The sequence below is a fragment of the Serratia plymuthica NBRC 102599 genome, from assembly GCF_001590925.1.
Taxonomy (GTDB): domain Bacteria; phylum Pseudomonadota; class Gammaproteobacteria; order Enterobacterales; family Enterobacteriaceae; genus Serratia; species Serratia plymuthica.
Genome location: NZ_BCTU01000021.1, coordinates 112,060 through 129,056, shown reverse-complemented (window position 1 = coordinate 129,056; position 16,997 = coordinate 112,060). Strand labels below are relative to the sequence as shown.

20 protein-coding genes and 1 other RNA gene are annotated in these 16,997 nt (G+C 56.5%); 6 read left to right on the top strand and 15 right to left on the bottom strand.

Annotated features, from left to right (window positions below; all coding sequences use genetic code 11):
• Positions 1-26 precede the first annotated feature (26 nt).
• From arcB to mtgA, 3 genes are all read left to right on the top strand, one after another.
• Complete coding sequence (gene arcB, locus SPL01S_RS15090; RefSeq protein WP_063200953.1) at positions 27-2,366, top strand: aerobic respiration two-component sensor histidine kinase ArcB; 2,340 nt, start codon at positions 27-29, stop codon at positions 2,364-2,366.
• A 238-nt stretch (positions 2,367-2,604) separates the two neighbouring features.
• A complete protein-coding gene (elbB, locus tag SPL01S_RS15085; RefSeq protein ID WP_063200950.1) occupies positions 2,605-3,258 on the top strand; it encodes an isoprenoid biosynthesis glyoxalase ElbB in 654 nt (217 codons plus the stop codon).
• Positions 3,255-3,986: a monofunctional biosynthetic peptidoglycan transglycosylase gene (mtgA, locus tag SPL01S_RS15080; RefSeq protein ID WP_063200947.1), complete on the top strand. Its 732-nt coding sequence runs from the start codon at positions 3,255-3,257 to the stop codon at positions 3,984-3,986. Before elbB ends, mtgA begins: the two co-directional genes overlap by 4 nt.
• Before the next feature lie 42 nt (positions 3,987-4,028).
• On the opposite strand, the gene dolP is transcribed toward mtgA, so the two are convergent.
• From dolP to SPL01S_RS15060, 4 genes are read right to left on the bottom strand one after another with little or no spacing between them, the layout of a single operon-like run.
• Positions 4,029-4,604 carry a division/outer membrane stress-associated lipid-binding lipoprotein gene (gene dolP / locus SPL01S_RS15075; protein ID WP_004948464.1) on the bottom strand — a complete coding sequence of 192 codons (576 nt, stop codon included), beginning with the start codon at positions 4,602-4,604 and terminating at the stop codon, positions 4,029-4,031.
• A 9-nt stretch (positions 4,605-4,613) separates the two neighbouring features.
• The gene (gene diaA, locus SPL01S_RS15070; RefSeq protein WP_004948462.1) at positions 4,614-5,204 is read right to left on the bottom strand and encodes a DnaA initiator-associating protein DiaA; all 591 of its coding nucleotides are present in this window, start codon (positions 5,202-5,204) and stop codon (positions 4,614-4,616) included.
• A gap of 51 nt (positions 5,205-5,255) precedes the next feature.
• Positions 5,256-5,609 carry a YraN family protein gene (locus SPL01S_RS15065; protein ID WP_004948459.1) on the bottom strand — a complete coding sequence of 118 codons (354 nt, stop codon included), beginning with the start codon at positions 5,607-5,609 and terminating at the stop codon, positions 5,256-5,258.
• Positions 5,606-7,633: a penicillin-binding protein activator gene (locus SPL01S_RS15060; protein ID WP_063200944.1), complete on the bottom strand. Its 2,028-nt coding sequence runs from the start codon at positions 7,631-7,633 to the stop codon at positions 5,606-5,608. Before SPL01S_RS15060 ends, SPL01S_RS15065 begins: the two co-directional genes overlap by 4 nt.
• 62 nt (positions 7,634-7,695) lie before the next feature.
• Between SPL01S_RS15060 and rsmI the strand changes: the two genes are divergently transcribed.
• Together rsmI and rnpB are read left to right on the top strand one after the other, a co-directional pair.
• The gene (rsmI, locus tag SPL01S_RS15055) at positions 7,696-8,559 is read left to right on the top strand and encodes a 16S rRNA (cytidine(1402)-2'-O)-methyltransferase (RefSeq protein WP_013814662.1); all 864 of its coding nucleotides are present in this window, start codon (positions 7,696-7,698) and stop codon (positions 8,557-8,559) included.
• 41 nt (positions 8,560-8,600) lie between these two features.
• Positions 8,601-8,979: RNase P RNA component class A (gene rnpB, locus SPL01S_RS15050), an RNA gene on the top strand.
• Positions 8,980-9,063: 84 nt separating this feature from the next.
• On the opposite strand, the gene SPL01S_RS15045 is transcribed toward rnpB, so the two are convergent.
• A complete protein-coding gene (locus tag SPL01S_RS15045) occupies positions 9,064-9,765 on the bottom strand; it encodes a pirin family protein (protein WP_062868811.1) in 702 nt (233 codons plus the stop codon).
• Between the two features lie 107 nt (positions 9,766-9,872).
• Between SPL01S_RS15045 and SPL01S_RS15040 the strand changes: the two genes are divergently transcribed.
• Positions 9,873-10,778: a LysR family transcriptional regulator gene (locus SPL01S_RS15040; RefSeq protein WP_004948447.1), complete on the top strand. Its 906-nt coding sequence runs from the start codon at positions 9,873-9,875 to the stop codon at positions 10,776-10,778.
• A gap of 108 nt (positions 10,779-10,886) precedes the next feature.
• On the opposite strand, the gene SPL01S_RS15035 is transcribed toward SPL01S_RS15040, so the two are convergent.
• From SPL01S_RS15035 to exuR, 10 genes are all read right to left on the bottom strand, one after another.
• Positions 10,887-11,873, bottom strand: coding sequence for a glutathione S-transferase family protein (locus tag SPL01S_RS15035; protein ID WP_063200941.1), 987 nt, complete (start codon positions 11,871-11,873; stop codon positions 10,887-10,889).
• A gap of 74 nt (positions 11,874-11,947) precedes the next feature.
• Entirely contained in the window at positions 11,948-12,343 is a 396-nt protein-coding gene (locus SPL01S_RS15030) for a DoxX family protein (protein ID WP_006328232.1), read from the bottom strand.
• A 297-nt stretch (positions 12,344-12,640) separates the two neighbouring features.
• The gene (locus SPL01S_RS15025; RefSeq protein WP_062868809.1) at positions 12,641-12,928 is read right to left on the bottom strand and encodes a YqjK-like family protein; all 288 of its coding nucleotides are present in this window, start codon (positions 12,926-12,928) and stop codon (positions 12,641-12,643) included.
• Positions 12,925-13,326: a phage holin family protein gene (locus SPL01S_RS15020; protein ID WP_062868808.1), complete on the bottom strand. Its 402-nt coding sequence runs from the start codon at positions 13,324-13,326 to the stop codon at positions 12,925-12,927. The genes SPL01S_RS15025 and SPL01S_RS15020 overlap by 4 nt, the downstream gene beginning before the upstream one ends.
• A 2-nt stretch (positions 13,327-13,328) precedes the next feature.
• The gene (locus SPL01S_RS15015; RefSeq protein ID WP_062868807.1) at positions 13,329-13,634 is read right to left on the bottom strand and encodes an ElaB/YgaM/YqjD family protein; all 306 of its coding nucleotides are present in this window, start codon (positions 13,632-13,634) and stop codon (positions 13,329-13,331) included.
• A gap of 164 nt (positions 13,635-13,798) precedes the next feature.
• Entirely contained in the window at positions 13,799-14,170 is a 372-nt protein-coding gene (locus tag SPL01S_RS15010) for a DUF1090 domain-containing protein (RefSeq protein WP_006328229.1), read from the bottom strand.
• Positions 14,171-14,380: 210 nt separating this feature from the next.
• Positions 14,381-14,752 (bottom strand): EnvZ/OmpR regulon moderator MzrA, encoded by a 372-nt coding sequence (gene mzrA, locus SPL01S_RS15005; protein WP_062868805.1) that lies wholly within the window; start codon positions 14,750-14,752, stop codon positions 14,381-14,383.
• Positions 14,752-15,432: a DedA family protein gene (locus SPL01S_RS15000; RefSeq protein WP_004948426.1), complete on the bottom strand. Its 681-nt coding sequence runs from the start codon at positions 15,430-15,432 to the stop codon at positions 14,752-14,754. The genes mzrA and SPL01S_RS15000 overlap by 1 nt, the downstream gene beginning before the upstream one ends.
• A 139-nt stretch (positions 15,433-15,571) precedes the next feature.
• Positions 15,572-16,018 (bottom strand): hypothetical protein, encoded by a 447-nt coding sequence (locus tag SPL01S_RS14995; protein WP_004948424.1) that lies wholly within the window; start codon positions 16,016-16,018, stop codon positions 15,572-15,574.
• 186 nt (positions 16,019-16,204) lie between these two features.
• Entirely contained in the window at positions 16,205-16,981 is a 777-nt protein-coding gene (gene exuR / locus SPL01S_RS14990) for a transcriptional regulator ExuR (RefSeq protein ID WP_006320504.1), read from the bottom strand.
• Positions 16,982-16,997 lie beyond the last annotated feature (16 nt).

Here is a 16,997-nt window from a genome sequence, read left to right as displayed (position 1 = left end):
ACCGATTCTGTCTGATGGGAGCCGCTATGAAGCAAATCCGGGTATTAGCCCAGTACTACGTTGATTTAATGGTGAAACTGGGGCTGGTGCGCTTTTCGCTGCTGCTGGCTTCGGCGCTGGTGGTACTGGCGATGGTGGTACAGATGGCGGTGACCATGCTGCTGCGCGGCGAGGTGGAAAGCATCGACGTGGTGCGTTCGATCTTCTTCGGCCTGCTGATCACGCCCTGGGCGGTGTACTTTCTGTCGGTGGTGGTCGAGCAACTGGAAGAATCCCGCCAGCGCCTGGCGCGTCTGGTCGATAAACTGGAAGAAATGCGCCACCGCGATCTGGAGCTGAACCAGCAGATTAAAGACAACATCAGCCAGTTGAATCAGGAAATCGCCGACCGTATCAAGGCGGAGCAAGATCGCCAGCAGGTGATGGACAAGCTGACGGAAGAGATGGAGCAGCGCGAATTGGCGCAGATTGAGCCGGGCCAGCAATCGGCTCTGTTGCGTTCGTTCCTCGATGCCTCCCCCGATCTGGTGTATTACCGCAACGAAGACAAAGAATTCTCCGGCTGTAATCGGGCGATGGAACTGCTGACCGGCAAAAGCGAAAAGCAGCTGATCGGCCTGACGCCGTTTGACGTCTACAGCCAGGAAATCGCCGAAAAGGTGATAGAAACCGACGAGAAGGTCTTTCGCCATAACGTCTCCCTGACCTACGAACAGTGGTTGGTTTACCCGGACGGGCGCAAGGCCTGTTTTGAGCTGCGCAAGGTGCCGTTTTACGATCGCGTGGGCAAACGTCACGGGCTGATGGGCTTTGGCCGCGATATAACCGAGCGTAAGCGCTACCAGGACGCGCTGGAGAACGCCAGCAGGGACAAGACCACCTTCATCTCAACGATCAGCCACGAGCTTCGTACGCCGCTTAACGGCATCGTCGGGCTGAGCCGCATTCTGCTCGATACCGATTTGAACGATGAGCAGTTGAAATACCTGAAGACCATCCATGTCAGTGCCATCACGCTGGGCAATATCTTCAATGACATCATTGAGATGGACAAGCTCGAGCGGCGGAAAGTGCAACTCGACAACCAACCGGTGGATTTTACCGGCTTCCTGGCGGATCTGGAAAACCTCTCCGGCCTGCTGGCGCAGCCAAAAGGCCTGCATTTCGTGATGGAGCCGCAATCGCCGCTGCCGCAGCAAATCATCACCGACGGCACCCGCCTGCGGCAGATCCTGTGGAACCTGATCGGCAATGCGGTGAAGTTTACCCCGCACGGGCAGATTGTGGTGCGTGTGCGGCGTGAAGAGCAGGATCGACTGGTGTTTGAGGTGGAAGATTCCGGCATGGGTATTCCACAGGACGAACAGGACAAGATCTTCGCCATGTATTATCAGGTGAAAGATCAGCACGGTGGCCGCCCGGCGACCGGCACCGGCATCGGGTTGGCTGTTTCCAAGCGCCTGGCGCAGAGCATGGGCGGCGATATCACCGTCAGCAGCGTACAGGGGCACGGTTCTTGCTTCACCTTGACCATCAATGCGCCGGCGGTGCAAGAGGCGGAAAGTGAGACGCGTGCCGAGGAGGATCTGCCGTTGCCGGCGCTGCATATCCTGCTGGTGGAGGATATCGAACTGAACGTGATTGTGGCGCGCTCGGTACTGGAGAAGCTCGGCAACAGCGTGGAAGTGGCGATGAACGGCACCGACGCGCTGGCGATGTTCGATCCGGACGAGTTTGATCTGGTGCTGCTGGATATCCAACTGCCGGACATGACCGGGCTGGATATCGCCCGGGTGCTGCGCGAGCGTTATGCCGGGCAAACGCTGCCGCCGCTGGTTGCTTTGACCGCCAACGTGCTGAAAGACAAAAAAGAGTATCTCGACGCGGGTATGGACGATGTGCTGAGCAAGCCGCTTTCTGTACCGGCGTTGACCAAGGTCATTAAACATTACTGGGATCATCAACCCTCTCACACCACAAAGAAAACGGAGCAAAAGGCGATGCAGATTAATGAGTCGTTACTGGATACCACAATGCTGGAACAGTACATGGACCTGGTGGGGCCGCAACTGATTCATCAGAGCCTGGAGATGTTTGAGCAGATGATGCCGGGCTATCTGGCGGTGCTGGAGTCCAATATGACGGCGCGTGACCAGAAAGGCATCACCGAAGAAGGGCATAAAATCAAGGGTGCTTGCGGGTCGGTTGGCCTGCGTCATTTGCAGCAGCTTGCACAGCAAATTCAAACCCCGACGCTGCCGGCGTGGTGGGATAACGTGCAGGACTGGGTTGATGAGCTCAAACAGGAATGGCGCAACGATGTACAAGTACTGCGTGAGTGGGTTGCGAACGCTGAAAAAAAATGACCCCGACCTAGGCCGGGGTGCGCGAATATTGCGCCAACACCAGGGAAATTGTGAACCTGCGTATTGGTATTCAGTGTTCTGGTCGAGCAGGTTGTAGAGAATTCCTAAACATCATACAGCCAACAACATAGCAAATGTAAGCGCTCTTGTTAGAAGATTCATTAAAATGTGTGATGTAGATTAGTGTTTGTTAACTCCGAGCACTAACCAGTTGACAGTCTCATAAGGAGTAAGGGTGATGAAAAACGTTGGCGTTGTGCTGAGCGGCTGCGGAGTTTATGACGGTGCGGAGATCCATGAAGCCGTCCTGACGCTGCTTGCGTTGGACCGGGCGGGGGCACAGGCGGTGTGCTTTGCACCGGATAAATCTCAACTTCATGTTATTAATCACTTAACTGGCGATGAGATGCCGGAGGAACGCAATGTTTTGGTCGAGTCTGCGCGTATCGCTAGAGGGAAAATTCGGCCGCTTTCACAGGCTGATGCCGGCCAGTTGGATGCGCTGATTGTACCCGGTGGATTTGGTGCGGCGAAGAACCTCAGCAGCTTCGCCAGTGAAGGGGCAGAATGCTGGATTGATAAAGATTTAGCTAAGTTAACGCAACAAATGTATAAGGCAAATAAACCAATTGGTTTTATGTGTATTGCCCCCGCGCTGCTGCCGAAGCTGCTGGATCAACAAGTGCGGCTGACCATTGGCAACGATCCGGACCTGGGTGAAGTGATTGATGCCATGGGCGGCGAGCCGGTTATTTGCCCGGTTGATGACATCGTGGTGGATATTGAAAACAAAGTGGTGACCACGCCAGCCTATATGTTGGCGAAATCTATCAGCGAGGCGGCCGACGGGATTGATAAGCTGGTTTCACGGGTGCTGGATTTGGTTGAATGAGAAAGTCCGTGGGCAAATCGATTTTTTCCCGGCCCTGGTTTTGGCTGAAACGCGGAATAATTGCCCTGGTCGGCCTGTGGGGGCTTGGGATAGCCGTTTTTGCTTTCTTGCCGGTGCCTTTTTCTGCGGTGATGGTGGAGCGGCAGTTCGGTGCCTGGCTGAGCGGCGATTTTGGCTATGTGGCGCACTCCGACTGGGTATCGATGGACGATATTTCTCCGCAGATGGCGCTGGCGGTCATGGCGGCGGAGGACCAGAAGTTCCCTGAACACTGGGGGTTCGACGTGGCGGCGATCGAAAAGGCGCTCAGCCACAACGAACGTCGCCCCACACGCATCCGCGGCGCCTCCACGCTGTCGCAGCAAACGGCGAAGAACCTGTTTCTGTGGGATGGCCGCAGTTGGCTGCGCAAGGGGCTGGAGGCCGGGCTGACCTCGGGGATCGAACTGGTGTGGACCAAGCGGCGGATCCTGACGGTTTACCTGAATATCGTTGAATTTGGCGATGGGGTATTCGGCGTGGAAGAGGCGTCGCAACGCTTTTTCAATAAGCCGGCTAAACGCCTGACCGCTTCTGAAGCGGCGCTGCTGGCGGCGGTGTTGCCAAACCCGCATCGTTTTAAAGCCAGTGCGCCTTCCGGCTATGTGATTCAACGGCAGCAGTGGATTATGCGCCAGATGCGGCAGCTGGGTGGGGAAGGCTTTCTGAAAGAAAATAATCTGGATTAGCGCGCCGGGATAAAGGCATCAGGCCTACCCCGGCGCAGCGGGTTATTTCACGAAGGTAAAGGCGGTGGTGACGTGTTTCACGCCGCTCACCTGGCTGGCGATCTGCGCGGCCGACTGCGCTTCTTGTTGCGTGACCAGGCCCAGCAGGAATACCTCACCGTTTTCGGTAGTGACCTTCACATTGGATGATTTCACCGTGTCGCTGGTGAGCAGCTGCGAGCGCACCTTGGTGGTGATCCAGGTATCGGAGGACGCAGTGCCGAGGCTGATTGGCGTCCCTTGGCGGATCTCGTTATACACTTCGGCCGTGCCTTCGACGCCCATCGCTATTTGCTTGGCGCGGGCGGCGAGGTCGGTGCTCGGCGACTGGCCGGTCAGCAATACTTTACCCTGATAGGCGGTAGCAACCACCCGGGCGTCTTTCTTCAACTGTTGATCTTTACTCAGGGCGTTTTCAACCCGGGCTTCCAGCGTGCCGTCGTCTACCTGAGTGCCTACGCTGCGTGGGTCGGTGGCGCTCTTGGTGGCGACAGCCGCGCTGCCGACGACAACGCCGGCGATACAGCCTTGTAACAGCAGGGCGCTGGACAGCACTGCAAATGTGGCTTTCAGCTTCATCTCAGTTCCTTATTCGTCCTGGTGGGGAAACAACGTACTATCTATCAGGTCGCATAGGCAATTTACTGTGAGCATATGCATTTCCTGAATACGAGCACTGCGATGCGATGGGATACGGATCTCGACATCCTGTTGACCGAGCAAACCGGCCAACTCCCCGCCGTCGTAACCGGTGAGTGCGACAATCGTCATGTCACGCGTCACTGCGGCTTCGACCGCTTTCACAATATCACGGCTGTTGCCGCGGGTGGAAATTGCCAGCAAGACGTCGCCGGCATGGCCGAGAGCACGCACCTGCTTGGCATAAACCTCATCGTGCAGGCGATCGTTGGTGATCGCCGTCAGCACCACGTTATCGGCATTCAGCGCAATGGCCGGCAGGCTTGGGCGCTCGGTTTCAAAGCGGTTGATCATGCTGGCGGCGAAATGCTGCGCGTTGGCCGCCGAGGTACCGTTGCCGCAGCACAGAATTTTATTACCGTTAAGTAAGGATTGAACCAGCGTCATCGCCGCACGCGAGATGGCGTCGGGCAAGGCTTCCGCCGCCGCAATCTGGGTTTGGATGCTTTCGGTAAAACAGGCTTTAATTCTATCCAGCACGTTGTATTAATCCACTAAGTCAAAGGGCCGGTCTGCACCGGTAAACCATGATTAATCCGCATTGAAGGCGTTGGGTATCCATTCTAACTGGCTACCGGTGATGGCCAAAACATCAAAACGGCAAGACGATGTGTCAAAACTGGCTCCGCGCCCCGCCAACCAAACGGCGGCGGCATGCAGCAACCGCTGCTGTTTACGGTAAGTCACGCTGGCGGCCGCACCGCCAAAGGCGTCGCTGCGGCGGTAGCGGACTTCAACAAACACCCAGGTTTGACCATCGCGCATGATGAGATCGAGCTCACCGCCGCGCAGCGTAACGTTGGCGGCGAAGAAGGTGAGCCCGGCGCGTTCCAGATAGCGGCGGGCCTGTAACTCATAGCCCGCCCCCTTGGCGCGTTGACTCAAGAGACGGGAACCACCATTCCCTGACGGTATTGCAGCCAAGGCAGTTTCCTGTTGATCACGCAGCTTGGTGAAGCGGTCAGCATGCCGGTGGTGCCGGAGACCTGGAAGCCGGGCAACTGGCGCATTTCAGCAAAGTGATTGGCCAATGTCCAGGCATCCATCCCCATGGCGTACAGACGCACCAGCGAATAGTCGTTGCGGAACCGGCTGCTCGCCTGCTGCAACAGCTGCGGGTTGGCGCCGGCCAGCAACGGGATATCGCTGAACTGCAGGCCTTCCATTTCCAGACGGAAGTCAGGGCCTGCACCGGCCTGGTAGCTACGCGAGCTGGCGTACATTGCCGGTTTGCTGCGCGAGGTGGTGGCCATGTCGATCATCGGTTTGATCAACGTCAGCTGGGACTGGGTCGCCACGATGTAGACTGCATCCACGTTGCCGCCGGATTCGGCAGGCACATCGCTTGGCGGCGCCGGAATGGTCAGCCCGGCAATGGTCACGGCCTGCGGAGCCGGTGCAGCGGAAATCGGCGTGCCGCTCATGCGGATGCCGCCGCTGTTCACCGCCTGACGCAGTTCGCCGGCAGAGCCGATACCTTGTTGCAGCACGGTCTGGCCGCCCAGTTTTTGCCATTCCTGGTTAAAGGCTTTGGCAACGCGATCGCCGAACGAACCACGCGGGATCAGCAGCAGCGGCTGGCGCTTTTGTTGTTCCCAAATGTGGCGGGCAGCGTCGCGCGCTTCGTCTTCCGGCGACAGGGCAAAGTAACAGATGTTCGGATTGTCTTTCGGCGTTTCCGGCTGATTGAGCGCCAGCACGTTCAGCGTGGTATTGCTGCCGGACAGTTGATCGACGTTCTCTTTCAGCAGCGGACCCACCACCAGCGTTGCGCCGTCTTGCTGTGCCTGTGTCAGTAGCGCGGCCAGCGGTTGGCTGGTGGTATCATACACTTTAATTTGCGCATTGGTGGCCTGCGGCGGCGTAATCTGCGCATTGGACGGCGTAGAAGGTTGAGCCGCGGTCACGGGCGCGGCATCCGCAGACGGCGCCGAGGTGCTTACCGCACCGTTGGCATTGGCGTCCGCAGGGGCTGCTGCCTGAACGGGATTGTTGGCAGGTTGCTGCTGTTGCTGTACCTGCACCGGTGCGGCTACGCCGTTTTTCGCCGCTTCAAAACCTTGTTGGATCGCATCGGCGAACACTTTTGCCTGGCCGTTCAGCGGCAGCAGCAGGGCGATTTTGGAGGTGGAAGCCTGGGTAAAATTCAGCACCTGGTTCAGCTGCGTCGGCAACGTTTTCGCCGCCGGGTTCTGCGGGTAACGGTTTTGCCAGTCCTTGATGCCGGCCTTCAGTAGGTCGGGATCCTGCTTGTTGTCCTGATAGACACGCAGCAGATCCAGCCAGCCTTGCAGCACGTTTTCATTGGCGTTGATCACCAGACTGTTCATGTCCTGCGGCGTCAACTGCAGCAGCGCCTGCCAGGTTTGATCCAGATTGGTTTGATGAGCCTTGCCGGTCAGCAGCGGTTCTTGCGCAACGTAGGCGCGGATCAGTGGCAGAGAGGGTTTACCCTGATTGGCGGCGATCTGCGCCTGGTAGAAGCGCACCAATTGGTTAGCTGACAGTGAACCGCTATCCAGATGGCCCAGCGTGCTGCGGGCGCTCACATAGCTTTTGTTCGCCACCTGCAGTTCTGCGGTCAGCAACTGACGTTCAACCTGCTGAACGCTGCTGAGGTTTTTCGGCAGTTGCTTCAGTTGTTCACCGGCCTGCGGCAGTTTTCCTTCACGTAACAGCGCGCGAATAGCAAGTAATTGCCAGTCAGCCTTGTTATCATCGCTGCTTTGTTGCAGCTGCTTCAGATAGTAATCGGAGCTGGCGCTCGCTTCGTCCTGTATATTGGCGGGCGGCGTCTGCGGGGCCTGACTAGGACAGCCTGCAAGGAACAGGGCTGCCGCGATCACTGCGGTAAGTCGGACAGGCTTTGAACGCCCTGCTTTGGTACGAACGAATGTTGAGGAAAGCATACTGTATCCAGTGATGTTTTTTTCAAGATGCTCAATATTAAATCGGCAACCCGGATGAAACAATGAATCAACACCAACAATCAGTCATTTCTGCATCAACGCTGTATGTGGTGCCCACTCCCATCGGTAATTTGGGGGATATTACCCACCGTGCGTTAGAGGTACTGAAAAGCGTTGATCTGATTGCGGCCGAGGACACGCGCCACACCGGGTTGCTGTTGCAACACTTTGCGATTAGCGCGCGGCTGTTTGCGCTGCATGACCATAACGAACAGCAAAAGGCTGACCAACTGCTGGCGAAACTGCAGGAAGGCCAGAGCATTGCGCTGGTTTCCGACGCCGGCACCCCGTTGATCAACGATCCCGGTTATCACCTGGTGCGCCGCTGCCGCGAAGCCGGCATTCGCGTGGTACCGCTGCCGGGAGCCTGTGCGGCAACCACCGCACTGTGTGCCGCCGGCGTTGCTTCAGACCGCTTCTGTTACGAAGGGTTCCTGCCGGCGAAAACCAAGGGGCGTAAGGATACGCTGATGGCGCTGGCAGAGGAACCGCGCACGTTGATTTTCTACGAATCCACCCACCGCTTGCTGGAAAGTTTGCAGGACATGGTCACCGTGTGGGGGCCGCAGCGCTATGTAGTGCTGGCGCGTGAGCTGACCAAAACCTGGGAGTCCATCACGGGTGCGCCGGTGGGTGAGCTGCTGGCCTGGGTGCAGGAAGACGAAGTGCGTCGCCGTGGCGAAATGGTGCTGATCGTCGAAGGCCATAAGCCGCAGGATGACGCATTGCCGCTGGAGGCGCTGCGCACGCTGGCGTTGCTGCAAAAAGAATTGCCGCTGAAAAAGGCGGCGGCGTTGGCGGCGGAAATCCACGGCGTGAAGAAAAATGCGTTGTATAAACACGCGTTAGAGCAACAAGAACAGTAAAGCGGTTGACCTGCCGTGAGCGCGACGCTACTATCCGCGCCGGAGTTGACCAGACAGTCGCCGCTTCACTGCCGTCCCTTTCGGGGGAGACAGGTGGAGGGGAGGAAAGTCCGGGCTCCATAGGGCAGGGTGCCAGGTAACGCCTGGGAGGCGCAAGCCTACGACTAGTGCAACAGAGAGCAAACCGCCGATGGCCCGCGCAAGCGGGATCAGGTAAGGGTGAAAGGGTGCGGTAAGAGCGCACCGCGCGGCTGGCAACAGTTCGTGGCACGGTAAACTCCACCCGGAGCAAGGCCAAATAGGGGTTCACATGGTACGGCCCGTACTGAACCCGGGTAGGCTGCTTGAGCCAGTGAGCGATTGCTGGCCTAGAGGAATGACTGTCCACGACAGAACCCGGCTTACCGGTCAACTCCCTCTATAAAGAAAACCCCGCGTGACGCAAGTTACGCGGGGTTTTTTCCATTGGTATTCAGCGAGTTCGACATGTTGCACTCGCTTGATTCACACCGGTAAATCAATCAGCAGCGCGCGCAGCGGCGTTTCGGCGCGGATCGTCAGGCGGTTCTCTTCATGGATAAAAGCCCCGTCGCCGCAGGTCAAGCGTTGGCCTTCGTTACGATCGCCATTGGCTTCAATGGTGCCGTGGATCGATTGCAGGTAAGCCCGTTGCCCGTTCAGCGCAAACGTCTGCTGTTCGCCCGGCTGTAAATCCAGATGATGGATCCACACCTGCTGGCGCAGTTGCAGGCTGCCCTGGGCGCCGTCCGGTGACGCCAGCAGCGTCGAGCCGTTATCCGGCAGCGTCAGACGCTGTACTCGATCGTTGTTGCGCTCCGGGCAGGCATCCAGCCACAGCTGCAGACGGGTCAGCGGCGTATCGCTGCTGACGTTCTGTTCGCTGTAACTCAGCCCTGGCTGCGTGGCCAACAACAAGGCTTCACCGGCCTTGGCGCGCACGGTATTGCCGTCGTTGTCGCGGTATTCGGCTTCCCCCTGCAAGATCAGATTCAGGATATCCACGCTGGGATAGGTGCGTGGCTGGAATGACGCTCCCGGCGCCAGCACCTCCTGGTTCAGCACCCGCAACGAGGCGTAGCCCATCAGCTTGGGATCGAAGTAATGTCCAAAAGAAAAGGTGTAGCGAGCCTGCAGCCAACCAAAGTCAGCTTGCCCGCATTGTTGTGCTGTTCTGCATGTAATCATGGCAATCGGCTCTCTAAATTCATTATCCAAATGGTAAGCATCTGGACGCCGGATTGTTAGCCAGTTAATCTGGTCGGCATATTCAAATTTCCTGACAGAGAGATTCGATGGCCAGAGATCGGGCGTTAACGCTTGAAGCGTTAAGGGTTATGGATGCGATCGACCGACGTGGCAGCTTTGCTGCGGCAGCCGATGAACTGGGGCGTGTGCCCTCGGCGCTCAGCTACACCATGCAAAAATTGGAAGAAGAATTGGACGTGGTGCTGTTCGATCGCTCCGGCCACCGCACCAAGTTCACCAACGTTGGGCGCATGTTGTTGGAACGCGGGCGGGTGCTGCTGGAGGCGGCAGACAAGCTGACTACGGATGCCGAAGCGCTGGCGCGCGGTTGGGAAACTCACCTGACCATCGTCAGCGAAGCGCTGTCGCCGGCGAGCAAACTGTTTCCGCTGGTCGACAAGCTGGCGCTGAAGGCCAATACCCAGGTATCGATTTTTACCGAAGTGCTGGCCGGTGCCTGGGAGCGGCTGGAGCAAGGGCGAGCCGATATCGTCATCGCTCCGGACATGCATTTCCGTGCTTCCTCGGAGATCAACACCCGCAAGCTGTACAAGGTGATGAGCGTTTACGTCGCAGCGCCGGATCACCCCATTCATCTGGAGCCGGAACCCTTGTCCGAACTGACTCGCGTGAAGTACCGCGGCATTGCGGTGGCGGATACAGCCCGTGAACGGCCGGTATTGACCGTGCAGTTGTTGGATAAACAGCAACGCCTGACGGTCAGCACCATTGGCGACAAGCGCCTGGCGCTGCTGGCCGGCCTGGGTGTGGCGACCATGCCTTACCCGATGGTGGAAAAAGACATTGAAGAAGGGCGGCTGAGGGTGGTAGGGCCGGAATACAGCCGTGAGGCCGATATCATCATGGCCTGGCGGCGCGACAGCATGGGGGAGGCGAAAGCCTGGTTCCTGCGCGAAATCCCACGGCTCTTCGCCCAGCAGGAACGGCAGTAACCGGACTGTGTGCCGCTATTGATCGCCTGATCGCCAACGGCCCGCAGGTGCAAGCACGGCGGGCGGTTTTATTGTTCCCCCTGACCGCTAAAGAAAGGGGGAAATGGGCTAACCGAAACGTTTGTCGCGGCCGTGCGGCTCGTCCAGATCCTGCGCCGGCCCGATGGAAATAATGCCGTGCGGATTGAGAGTGGTGTGGCTACGGTAATAGTGGTTGCGGATGTGCGGTAGGCTAACCGTTTCGGCCATGCCTGGCATCTGGTAGATGTCGCGCAGGAAGCCGTACAGGTTGAGATAATCGCTGATGCGGCGTTTATCGCATTTAAAATGGGTGACATACACCGGATCGAAGCGCACCAGCGTGGTCCACAGACGCAGGTCGGCCTCGGTCAGGCGATCGCCGGTCAGGTAACGGTGTTGGCTCAGGATCTGCTCCAGCCGCGCCAGTGCGTCAAACAGCGCATTCACCGCTTCGTCATAGGCTTCCTGACTGGTGGCGAAACCGGCCTTGTAGACACCATTATTCACCTGGTCATAAATCCAACCGTTCAGCTCATCGATTTTGCCGTGCAGGTCGTTGGGATAATAATCCCCCGCGCGAGCGCCGACGCCATCAAATGCACTGTTGAACATGCGAATGATATCGGCAGATTCATTGCTGACGATGGTCTGTTGCTGTTTGTCCCACAGTACCGGCACCGTCACGCGGCCGGTGTAATGTTCATCGGCGCGCAGGTAAAGCTGATAGAGAAAGTCCGAATGATAAAGGCTGTCGCCGGTCGTTTCAGGGAAGTCCTGGCCGAAGGTCCAGCCGTTTTCCAACATCAGCGGATGCACCACGGAAACCGGGATAATCTGCTCCAGCCCCTTCAGTTTACGCATCAGCAACGTGCGGTGCGCCCAAGGGCAGGCGAGTGAAACGTACAGGTGATAACGGTCTTTCTCCGCTTTAAACCCCCCGGTGCCGTGTTCGCCCGGTTGGCCGTCTGCAGTCACCCAGTTGCGGAACTGAGAGGTTGAGCGTTTGAAACGGCCTCCGGTAGATGATGTGTCATACCAGATGTCTTGCCAAACGCCATCGACGAGTTGTCCCATGATGATCTCCTTCGTGTCCGAGTGAAAAAGCAGAAGGGTCCGGCATGCCGGACCCCTGATTCGGTATTAGAAGCTTACCACTTTTTGTTCAAAATACGGTCGATGCTGAAACCGCCTGGGCCGGCAACGGCCAGTACGATATAGCCACCGGCGATGGTCAGGTTCTTCATGAACATCAGCTGGTTTACGCCTTCTGCAAAGTTAGTATGGAACAGTACCGCGGTCAGAAGGGTGAAACCGGCAGTGAACAGCGCCACGGTGCGGGTCAGGAAACCGAACAGAATCGCCAGGCCGCCACCGAACTCCAGCAAGATGGTCAGCGGCAACAAGAAGCCAGGTACGCCCATCGATTGCATATACTGCTGGGTGCCGGCATAGGCGTCGCCCATTTTGCCGTAACCTGCCACGATAAACAGGATTGGCATCAGAATACGAGCAACCAGCAAACCTGTATCTTCTAATTTTTTCATCATCAACTCCAAAGTGATTTTTAGTTCGCCAGTCTTGGCGTTTACCGCTGTTAGCGGGCGGTATGCCGGGTCTCTGACCCTGTCCTGCCCGTTACGTGTTTGATGGAGTGAATGTTAATCGGGAAGTGATTCCGTTGTTAGCAAGTAAAACTGTCGTATTTTTTCAAAAAAACTGAATCTGTAGCCTGCTAACAAATGATGGCGAATCAGAAAGTTACCCAGCCGTTATCGACAGAAAGAATAAATTTCTGTGAAAAACGGGGCATAACGACGGAAGGGTTGAAGAAATCAGTAGGGCTATTTGGTAGAAAAAGTTTTCTGGATCAATCGGATAGTGCCAAAGACACCAAAAGCGCGACGTGACCAGCGAATCAGTTTGCTTGGGTGGCGGATACCGTAAAGCGCCATCACGCTGGAGCCGACGACCAGGTATTTGCGCAGACCGAAAAGGGTTTGCCAACCGCGATCGATGCGCTCGGTTTTTTCCAGCCACAGGGTTTTGTTGTCGGCCAGATCCAGCCGTTGTTGCTGGATCTGCCGAATCAGTTTCTCTTTTCTCCATTCCAGGTAGCGACGGCGATTCATTTTTCACCCTCCAGCTCGGAACGGTCGATCTCCAACTGTTTGCGTGTAGCGCCCAACAGGGTGGAGCGGCGTGCTTTGACCAGCGTCCAGATGGCGCCGAAAATAGCCAGGAACAGCAAGATGCCCGTGGTGGCCCCTAACGCCATCAGGCGGTAGATAGGGTCAATGGCCCAGAAAATCAGGATCAACAGGCTCATCAGGCCAAATGCGGTGAATAAAAGGGTCATACCGGCCATGATCAGCAACTGAATGAGGTTGGCTTTCTCCTCTTCCAGCTCGACAACCGCCAGGCGCACCCGCGTTTCAACCATACCCACCAGAATGGTGATGATGCGCTGGCCGACATCCAGGACCCCTTTGGCGGGGCCCTGTGCACGAACTTGTGGTTGTTCTGCCATAATTAGCGGCGCGCTAACAGAACGCCCAGCACTACGCCAACCGCAGCGCCGATACCGATACCTGTCCACGGATTATCACGCACGTAATCATCCGCCTGGCCGGCGATTTGCTTGGTCTGGGAAGCAATTTTGTCCCCGGCGTCGCTCAGGCGAGCGCGAGTATCTTTCAATACGTCTTCAGCTTTGGAGCGCAGCTTTTCCAGCTCGGCTTTTGGCTTATCGGTGGAAGAGTTCAGCACTTCTTCCAGCGTATCGGCTAAGGATTTAAGTTCAGCGCGTAAGTTTTCTGCATTTGAATCATGTGCCATGTGATTATTCCTTAACGTTAACTTCGACAGACTTTCAACATAGCGGATTTTTTCGCCGGAGCAAAGGGTGAATGAGTAGCCGATATCACTAAGTATTCATTCTATATGCAGTAAAAATCCCGCATGACGCGGCTCTCAGCGATAAATCCGCTGGTGTAAAAAAATTATTCCGCCTGGGCCTGTTTAAGCTCAGCCTGTGCTTCCGTCAGTTTTTTCTGCTTCTTGGCAACTTTATCCAGGTTGCCGGTTTGCTGGGCTGTTTTCAGTTCTTGCTGACGTTCGGCGACCTTGCTTTGTTTCTCTTCGATTTTTTTCTGGCGATCGGCCTGCAGGCTCGCTTCGGTACAGTTCGCCTGTACTTCGCTCAGCGCCTTTTTCAGCCCGGCTATACGGTTATGATTGCCATGTTGGGTGGCGTAATCAATCTGCTGTTGGATGTTTTGCGCCTTGGTCGCACAACCGCCTTCGGCAGCAAATGACAGGGCCGGCAATGCACATAACGGGAGGATCAGTAAGAGTGAGTGGCGTAATTTCATGCTATCGGTTCCTTGTTAATGGGACGCATTGGCACGCATCCGCTTTTCCTGACTGCTTGCAAAAGCAGTGCGACAGGAGTTTACGCAGCTAGCTTTCAGCATAGCCTTGAATCGCGCAGACCCCAAAGAATCAGCCGCAGTTCGATGGCGATTGGTGATTAATTGAACGGGGCGTGAAAACGAAAGGAAAACCCTTCATTCGAAGGGGTATTATCCCAGATTGAGCGGGGCGCGTGCAAATTCACGGACCCAATGGCTTGGAACAGGGGATTCGCTCAGAGCGATGATATAACCCGGCGGTAAAATCGTTTGCAGCGCTTCGCGCGCCAACAGCTGCTGTTCCGGTGAATCCAGACGGATCACCAGACCATCACCTTCGGGGGTAATGCTTTTGATGCGAATACCGCGCTCATCCAGCCGCTGATAGACAAAAAAGCCGTCAGGCAGCGAAAGGCCTTGCTGGCCGGCGCGGATGCGCAGCTCGCTTTCGGTGCGCACCATACAGGGAACCAGCAGCGTCGCCAGCGCCAACAGGGCGAGTGCAATCAGCAAAACATACTGCCAGCGCGGGCGCTTTGCCATCACGCCCCTTTCCCCTGATTCTGGCTGTCGGCGCGTTTCTTGCGCCACAGCACGATCAGCGATCCCACCAGCCCAACCACCAGCAGCACCAACGGCAGCAGCATCAGGCAGAACATCAGTTGGTCTTCGTACTTGCGGAACACCGGGGTTTTGCCCAAAGCAAAGCCCAGTGACGTCAGGATCACCACCCACAGCAGACCGCTCATCCAGTTAAAGAATTGGAAACGGGCATTACTCAGGCCGGAGAGACCGGCAATGGTAGGCAACAGGGTGCGGACAAACGCCAGGAAACGACCGACCAGCAGGGCGGAAAGCCCGTGGCGGTGGAACAATTGGTGTGCGCGCTGGTGATAATGCGCCGGCAGATGCGACAGCCAGCCCTGCACCGTTCGCGTATTGCCCAGCCATTTGCCTTGTATGTAACTGACCCAGCACCCCAGACTGGCGGCAACGGTCAGGATCAGGATGGTGAGCGGGAAATTCATGGTGCCTTTGGCGATCAAAACGCCTACCAGGATCAGCAGGCTGTCGCCGGGTAAAAATGCTGCCGGCAGCAGGCCGTTTTCCAAAAATAAAATCAGAAACAGCAGGACATAAAGCGTCCAGACCAGCGATGGGTTCGCCAGCGTCTCAAAATCCTGCTGCCATAAGGCATGTAACAGTTCTTTAATGATGTCCATCCGGTGTTCCTAAAACGTCATTGTTTGTCTTTATCTCAGCGGCGGATCAGAAGTGGCCTGAAAGCGCGCGGGCGATCCTGGCTGCTGATAACGATGAAACGGTGTTGCTTTTAGTGAGTTCTCGTCGGTGCGACACCGGTCATGAGTGGTAAGTCAGCGTGCCACGATAAAGCATATTACTTTCTTTCCAGCCACCGAGCCTGTTTTGCTGCTGTGGGGTGTGCAGCATCCAGTTGGCCTGAACAAGCTGATTGGGTACAGATAAGTGCTGACGCGGGAATCTGGCATTATGGCCCAGCTCAGAGGCCAACGTATAGACCGGCTGCAATTGGGCGGAGGCCGGCAGTGAGCCGGGGTAAGAATGCACACGCGGCAACAGCAGCGGCAATTTGCCGGGCGCTTTGCGCTGCAACTCTGCTGGAGACCGATAAACCTGGTCATAAGGGGACAGCGCCGGGTTATCGAGCGAGGGCAGGCTACTCAGTGCCGTGGGGGTTGCTTTGGAGGGTGCCGCGCATAGCTTTTGGCCGGAGACCGAACCGGTCCAGCAAAAAAGAGCAATAAGCATGGCAAACAACCAGCGCATGTATTCGTGTTCCGCCCCGTAGCAAAGGGTAAAAAAAGTGGCCTAACTTTACCAAAATAGCACGATTGGCAACAGGGAAATCTACGTTGCCTCCGGTGAAATACTACACGGCAAACGGCGGTTCAGGCATCGATTCGGAGGATTTTACATTACCTGACATAACCCAACGGTTTTTGACCGCGTACGCTATTTGTTTTCGGCGGTCACGCCGTCCAGATGCACCACCGGGTTTTCGGCGAACAGATAGCGGTCGGCGTTATATTCGAAATCGTCGCTGGTGGCGTTGAACAGCATTTGCTTGGTGTTTTCCAGATGCTGCCACATTGCCAGTTTTGCGGCATAAGGGTCTTTACGTATCAATGCCTTGAGGATTTGATCGTGATCGTCGCACCAACTGGCGATAGATCGCTCGTCGATATGTTCGTGCAGCTTGATCCAGTAAGGGTTATTCACCCGCTGGCTCCACATTTTTTCCACGATGGTCGCCATCGCGGTATTTTGCGTAGCCAGCGCCACCTGCACGTGGAATTTCAGATCCCACTGCGAATCACGGAACCGGTCTTCCTTGCGTGCGTGTTCCTGGATCTCCATCAACTGGACGATATCTTGTTTGGTGACCTGGGTGGCGGCGAATTCGGCGATATTGCTTTCAATCAACTGGCGCGCCTGCAACAGTTCGAACGGCCCGGCGGTAGCGAACTCAATGCTGTCGCCCGGCACCACCAGATGCTTTTGCTGGTTGGACATCACGTGGATCCCGGACCCCTTGCGTACGTCAACGTAGCCTTCCACTTCCAGCATGATGATGGCTTCGCGTACCACGGTGCGGCTGACGTTCATCTCTTCAGCAATATAACGCTCGGCCGGCAGCTTATCGCCCACCGGGTAGCGGCCGCTTTCAATGCGCTGCTTAAGCTCGGCGGCCAGTTGCTGATACAGGCGTCTGGTTTCAGTGAATTCCATAATGAATGCTCTTAGG

What these genes read in the sequence shown, in the direction of transcription:
- dolP (WP_004948464.1), bottom strand. Translation starts at nt 4,604, where the DNA reads ATGAAGCTGAAAGCCACATTTGCAGTGCTGTCCAGCGCCCTGCTGTTA.
- SPL01S_RS15000 (WP_004948426.1), bottom strand. Translation starts at nt 15,432, where the DNA reads ATGGACATCATTAAAGAACTGTTACATGCCTTATGGCAGCAGGATTTT.
- elbB (WP_063200950.1), top strand. Translation starts at nt 2,605, where the DNA reads ATGAAAAACGTTGGCGTTGTGCTGAGCGGCTGCGGAGTTTATGACGGT.
- SPL01S_RS15015 (WP_062868807.1), bottom strand. Translation starts at nt 13,634, where the DNA reads ATGGCACATGATTCAAATGCAGAAAACTTACGCGCTGAACTTAAATCC.
- SPL01S_RS15025 (WP_062868809.1), bottom strand. Translation starts at nt 12,928, where the DNA reads ATGAATCGCCGTCGCTACCTGGAATGGAGAAAAGAGAAACTGATTCGG.
- mzrA (WP_062868805.1), bottom strand. Translation starts at nt 14,752, where the DNA reads ATGGCAAAGCGCCCGCGCTGGCAGTATGTTTTGCTGATTGCACTCGCC.
- SPL01S_RS14995 (WP_004948424.1), bottom strand. Translation starts at nt 16,018, where the DNA reads ATGCGCTGGTTGTTTGCCATGCTTATTGCTCTTTTTTGCTGGACCGGT.
- SPL01S_RS15045 (WP_062868811.1), bottom strand. Translation starts at nt 9,765, where the DNA reads ATGATTACATGCAGAACAGCACAACAATGCGGGCAAGCTGACTTTGGT.
- exuR (WP_006320504.1), bottom strand. Translation starts at nt 16,981, where the DNA reads ATGGAATTCACTGAAACCAGACGCCTGTATCAGCAACTGGCCGCCGAG.
- rsmI (WP_013814662.1), top strand. Translation starts at nt 7,696, where the DNA reads ATGAATCAACACCAACAATCAGTCATTTCTGCATCAACGCTGTATGTG.
- SPL01S_RS15030 (WP_006328232.1), bottom strand. Translation starts at nt 12,343, where the DNA reads ATGAAAAAATTAGAAGATACAGGTTTGCTGGTTGCTCGTATTCTGATG.
- SPL01S_RS15040 (WP_004948447.1), top strand. Translation starts at nt 9,873, where the DNA reads ATGGCCAGAGATCGGGCGTTAACGCTTGAAGCGTTAAGGGTTATGGAT.
- SPL01S_RS15035 (WP_063200941.1), bottom strand. Translation starts at nt 11,873, where the DNA reads ATGGGACAACTCGTCGATGGCGTTTGGCAAGACATCTGGTATGACACA.
- arcB (WP_063200953.1), top strand. Translation starts at nt 27, where the DNA reads ATGAAGCAAATCCGGGTATTAGCCCAGTACTACGTTGATTTAATGGTG.
- mtgA (WP_063200947.1), top strand. Translation starts at nt 3,255, where the DNA reads ATGAGAAAGTCCGTGGGCAAATCGATTTTTTCCCGGCCCTGGTTTTGG.
- SPL01S_RS15020 (WP_062868808.1), bottom strand. Translation starts at nt 13,326, where the DNA reads ATGGCAGAACAACCACAAGTTCGTGCACAGGGCCCCGCCAAAGGGGTC.
- SPL01S_RS15060 (WP_063200944.1), bottom strand. Translation starts at nt 7,633, where the DNA reads ATGCTTTCCTCAACATTCGTTCGTACCAAAGCAGGGCGTTCAAAGCCT.
- SPL01S_RS15010 (WP_006328229.1), bottom strand. Translation starts at nt 14,170, where the DNA reads ATGAAATTACGCCACTCACTCTTACTGATCCTCCCGTTATGTGCATTG.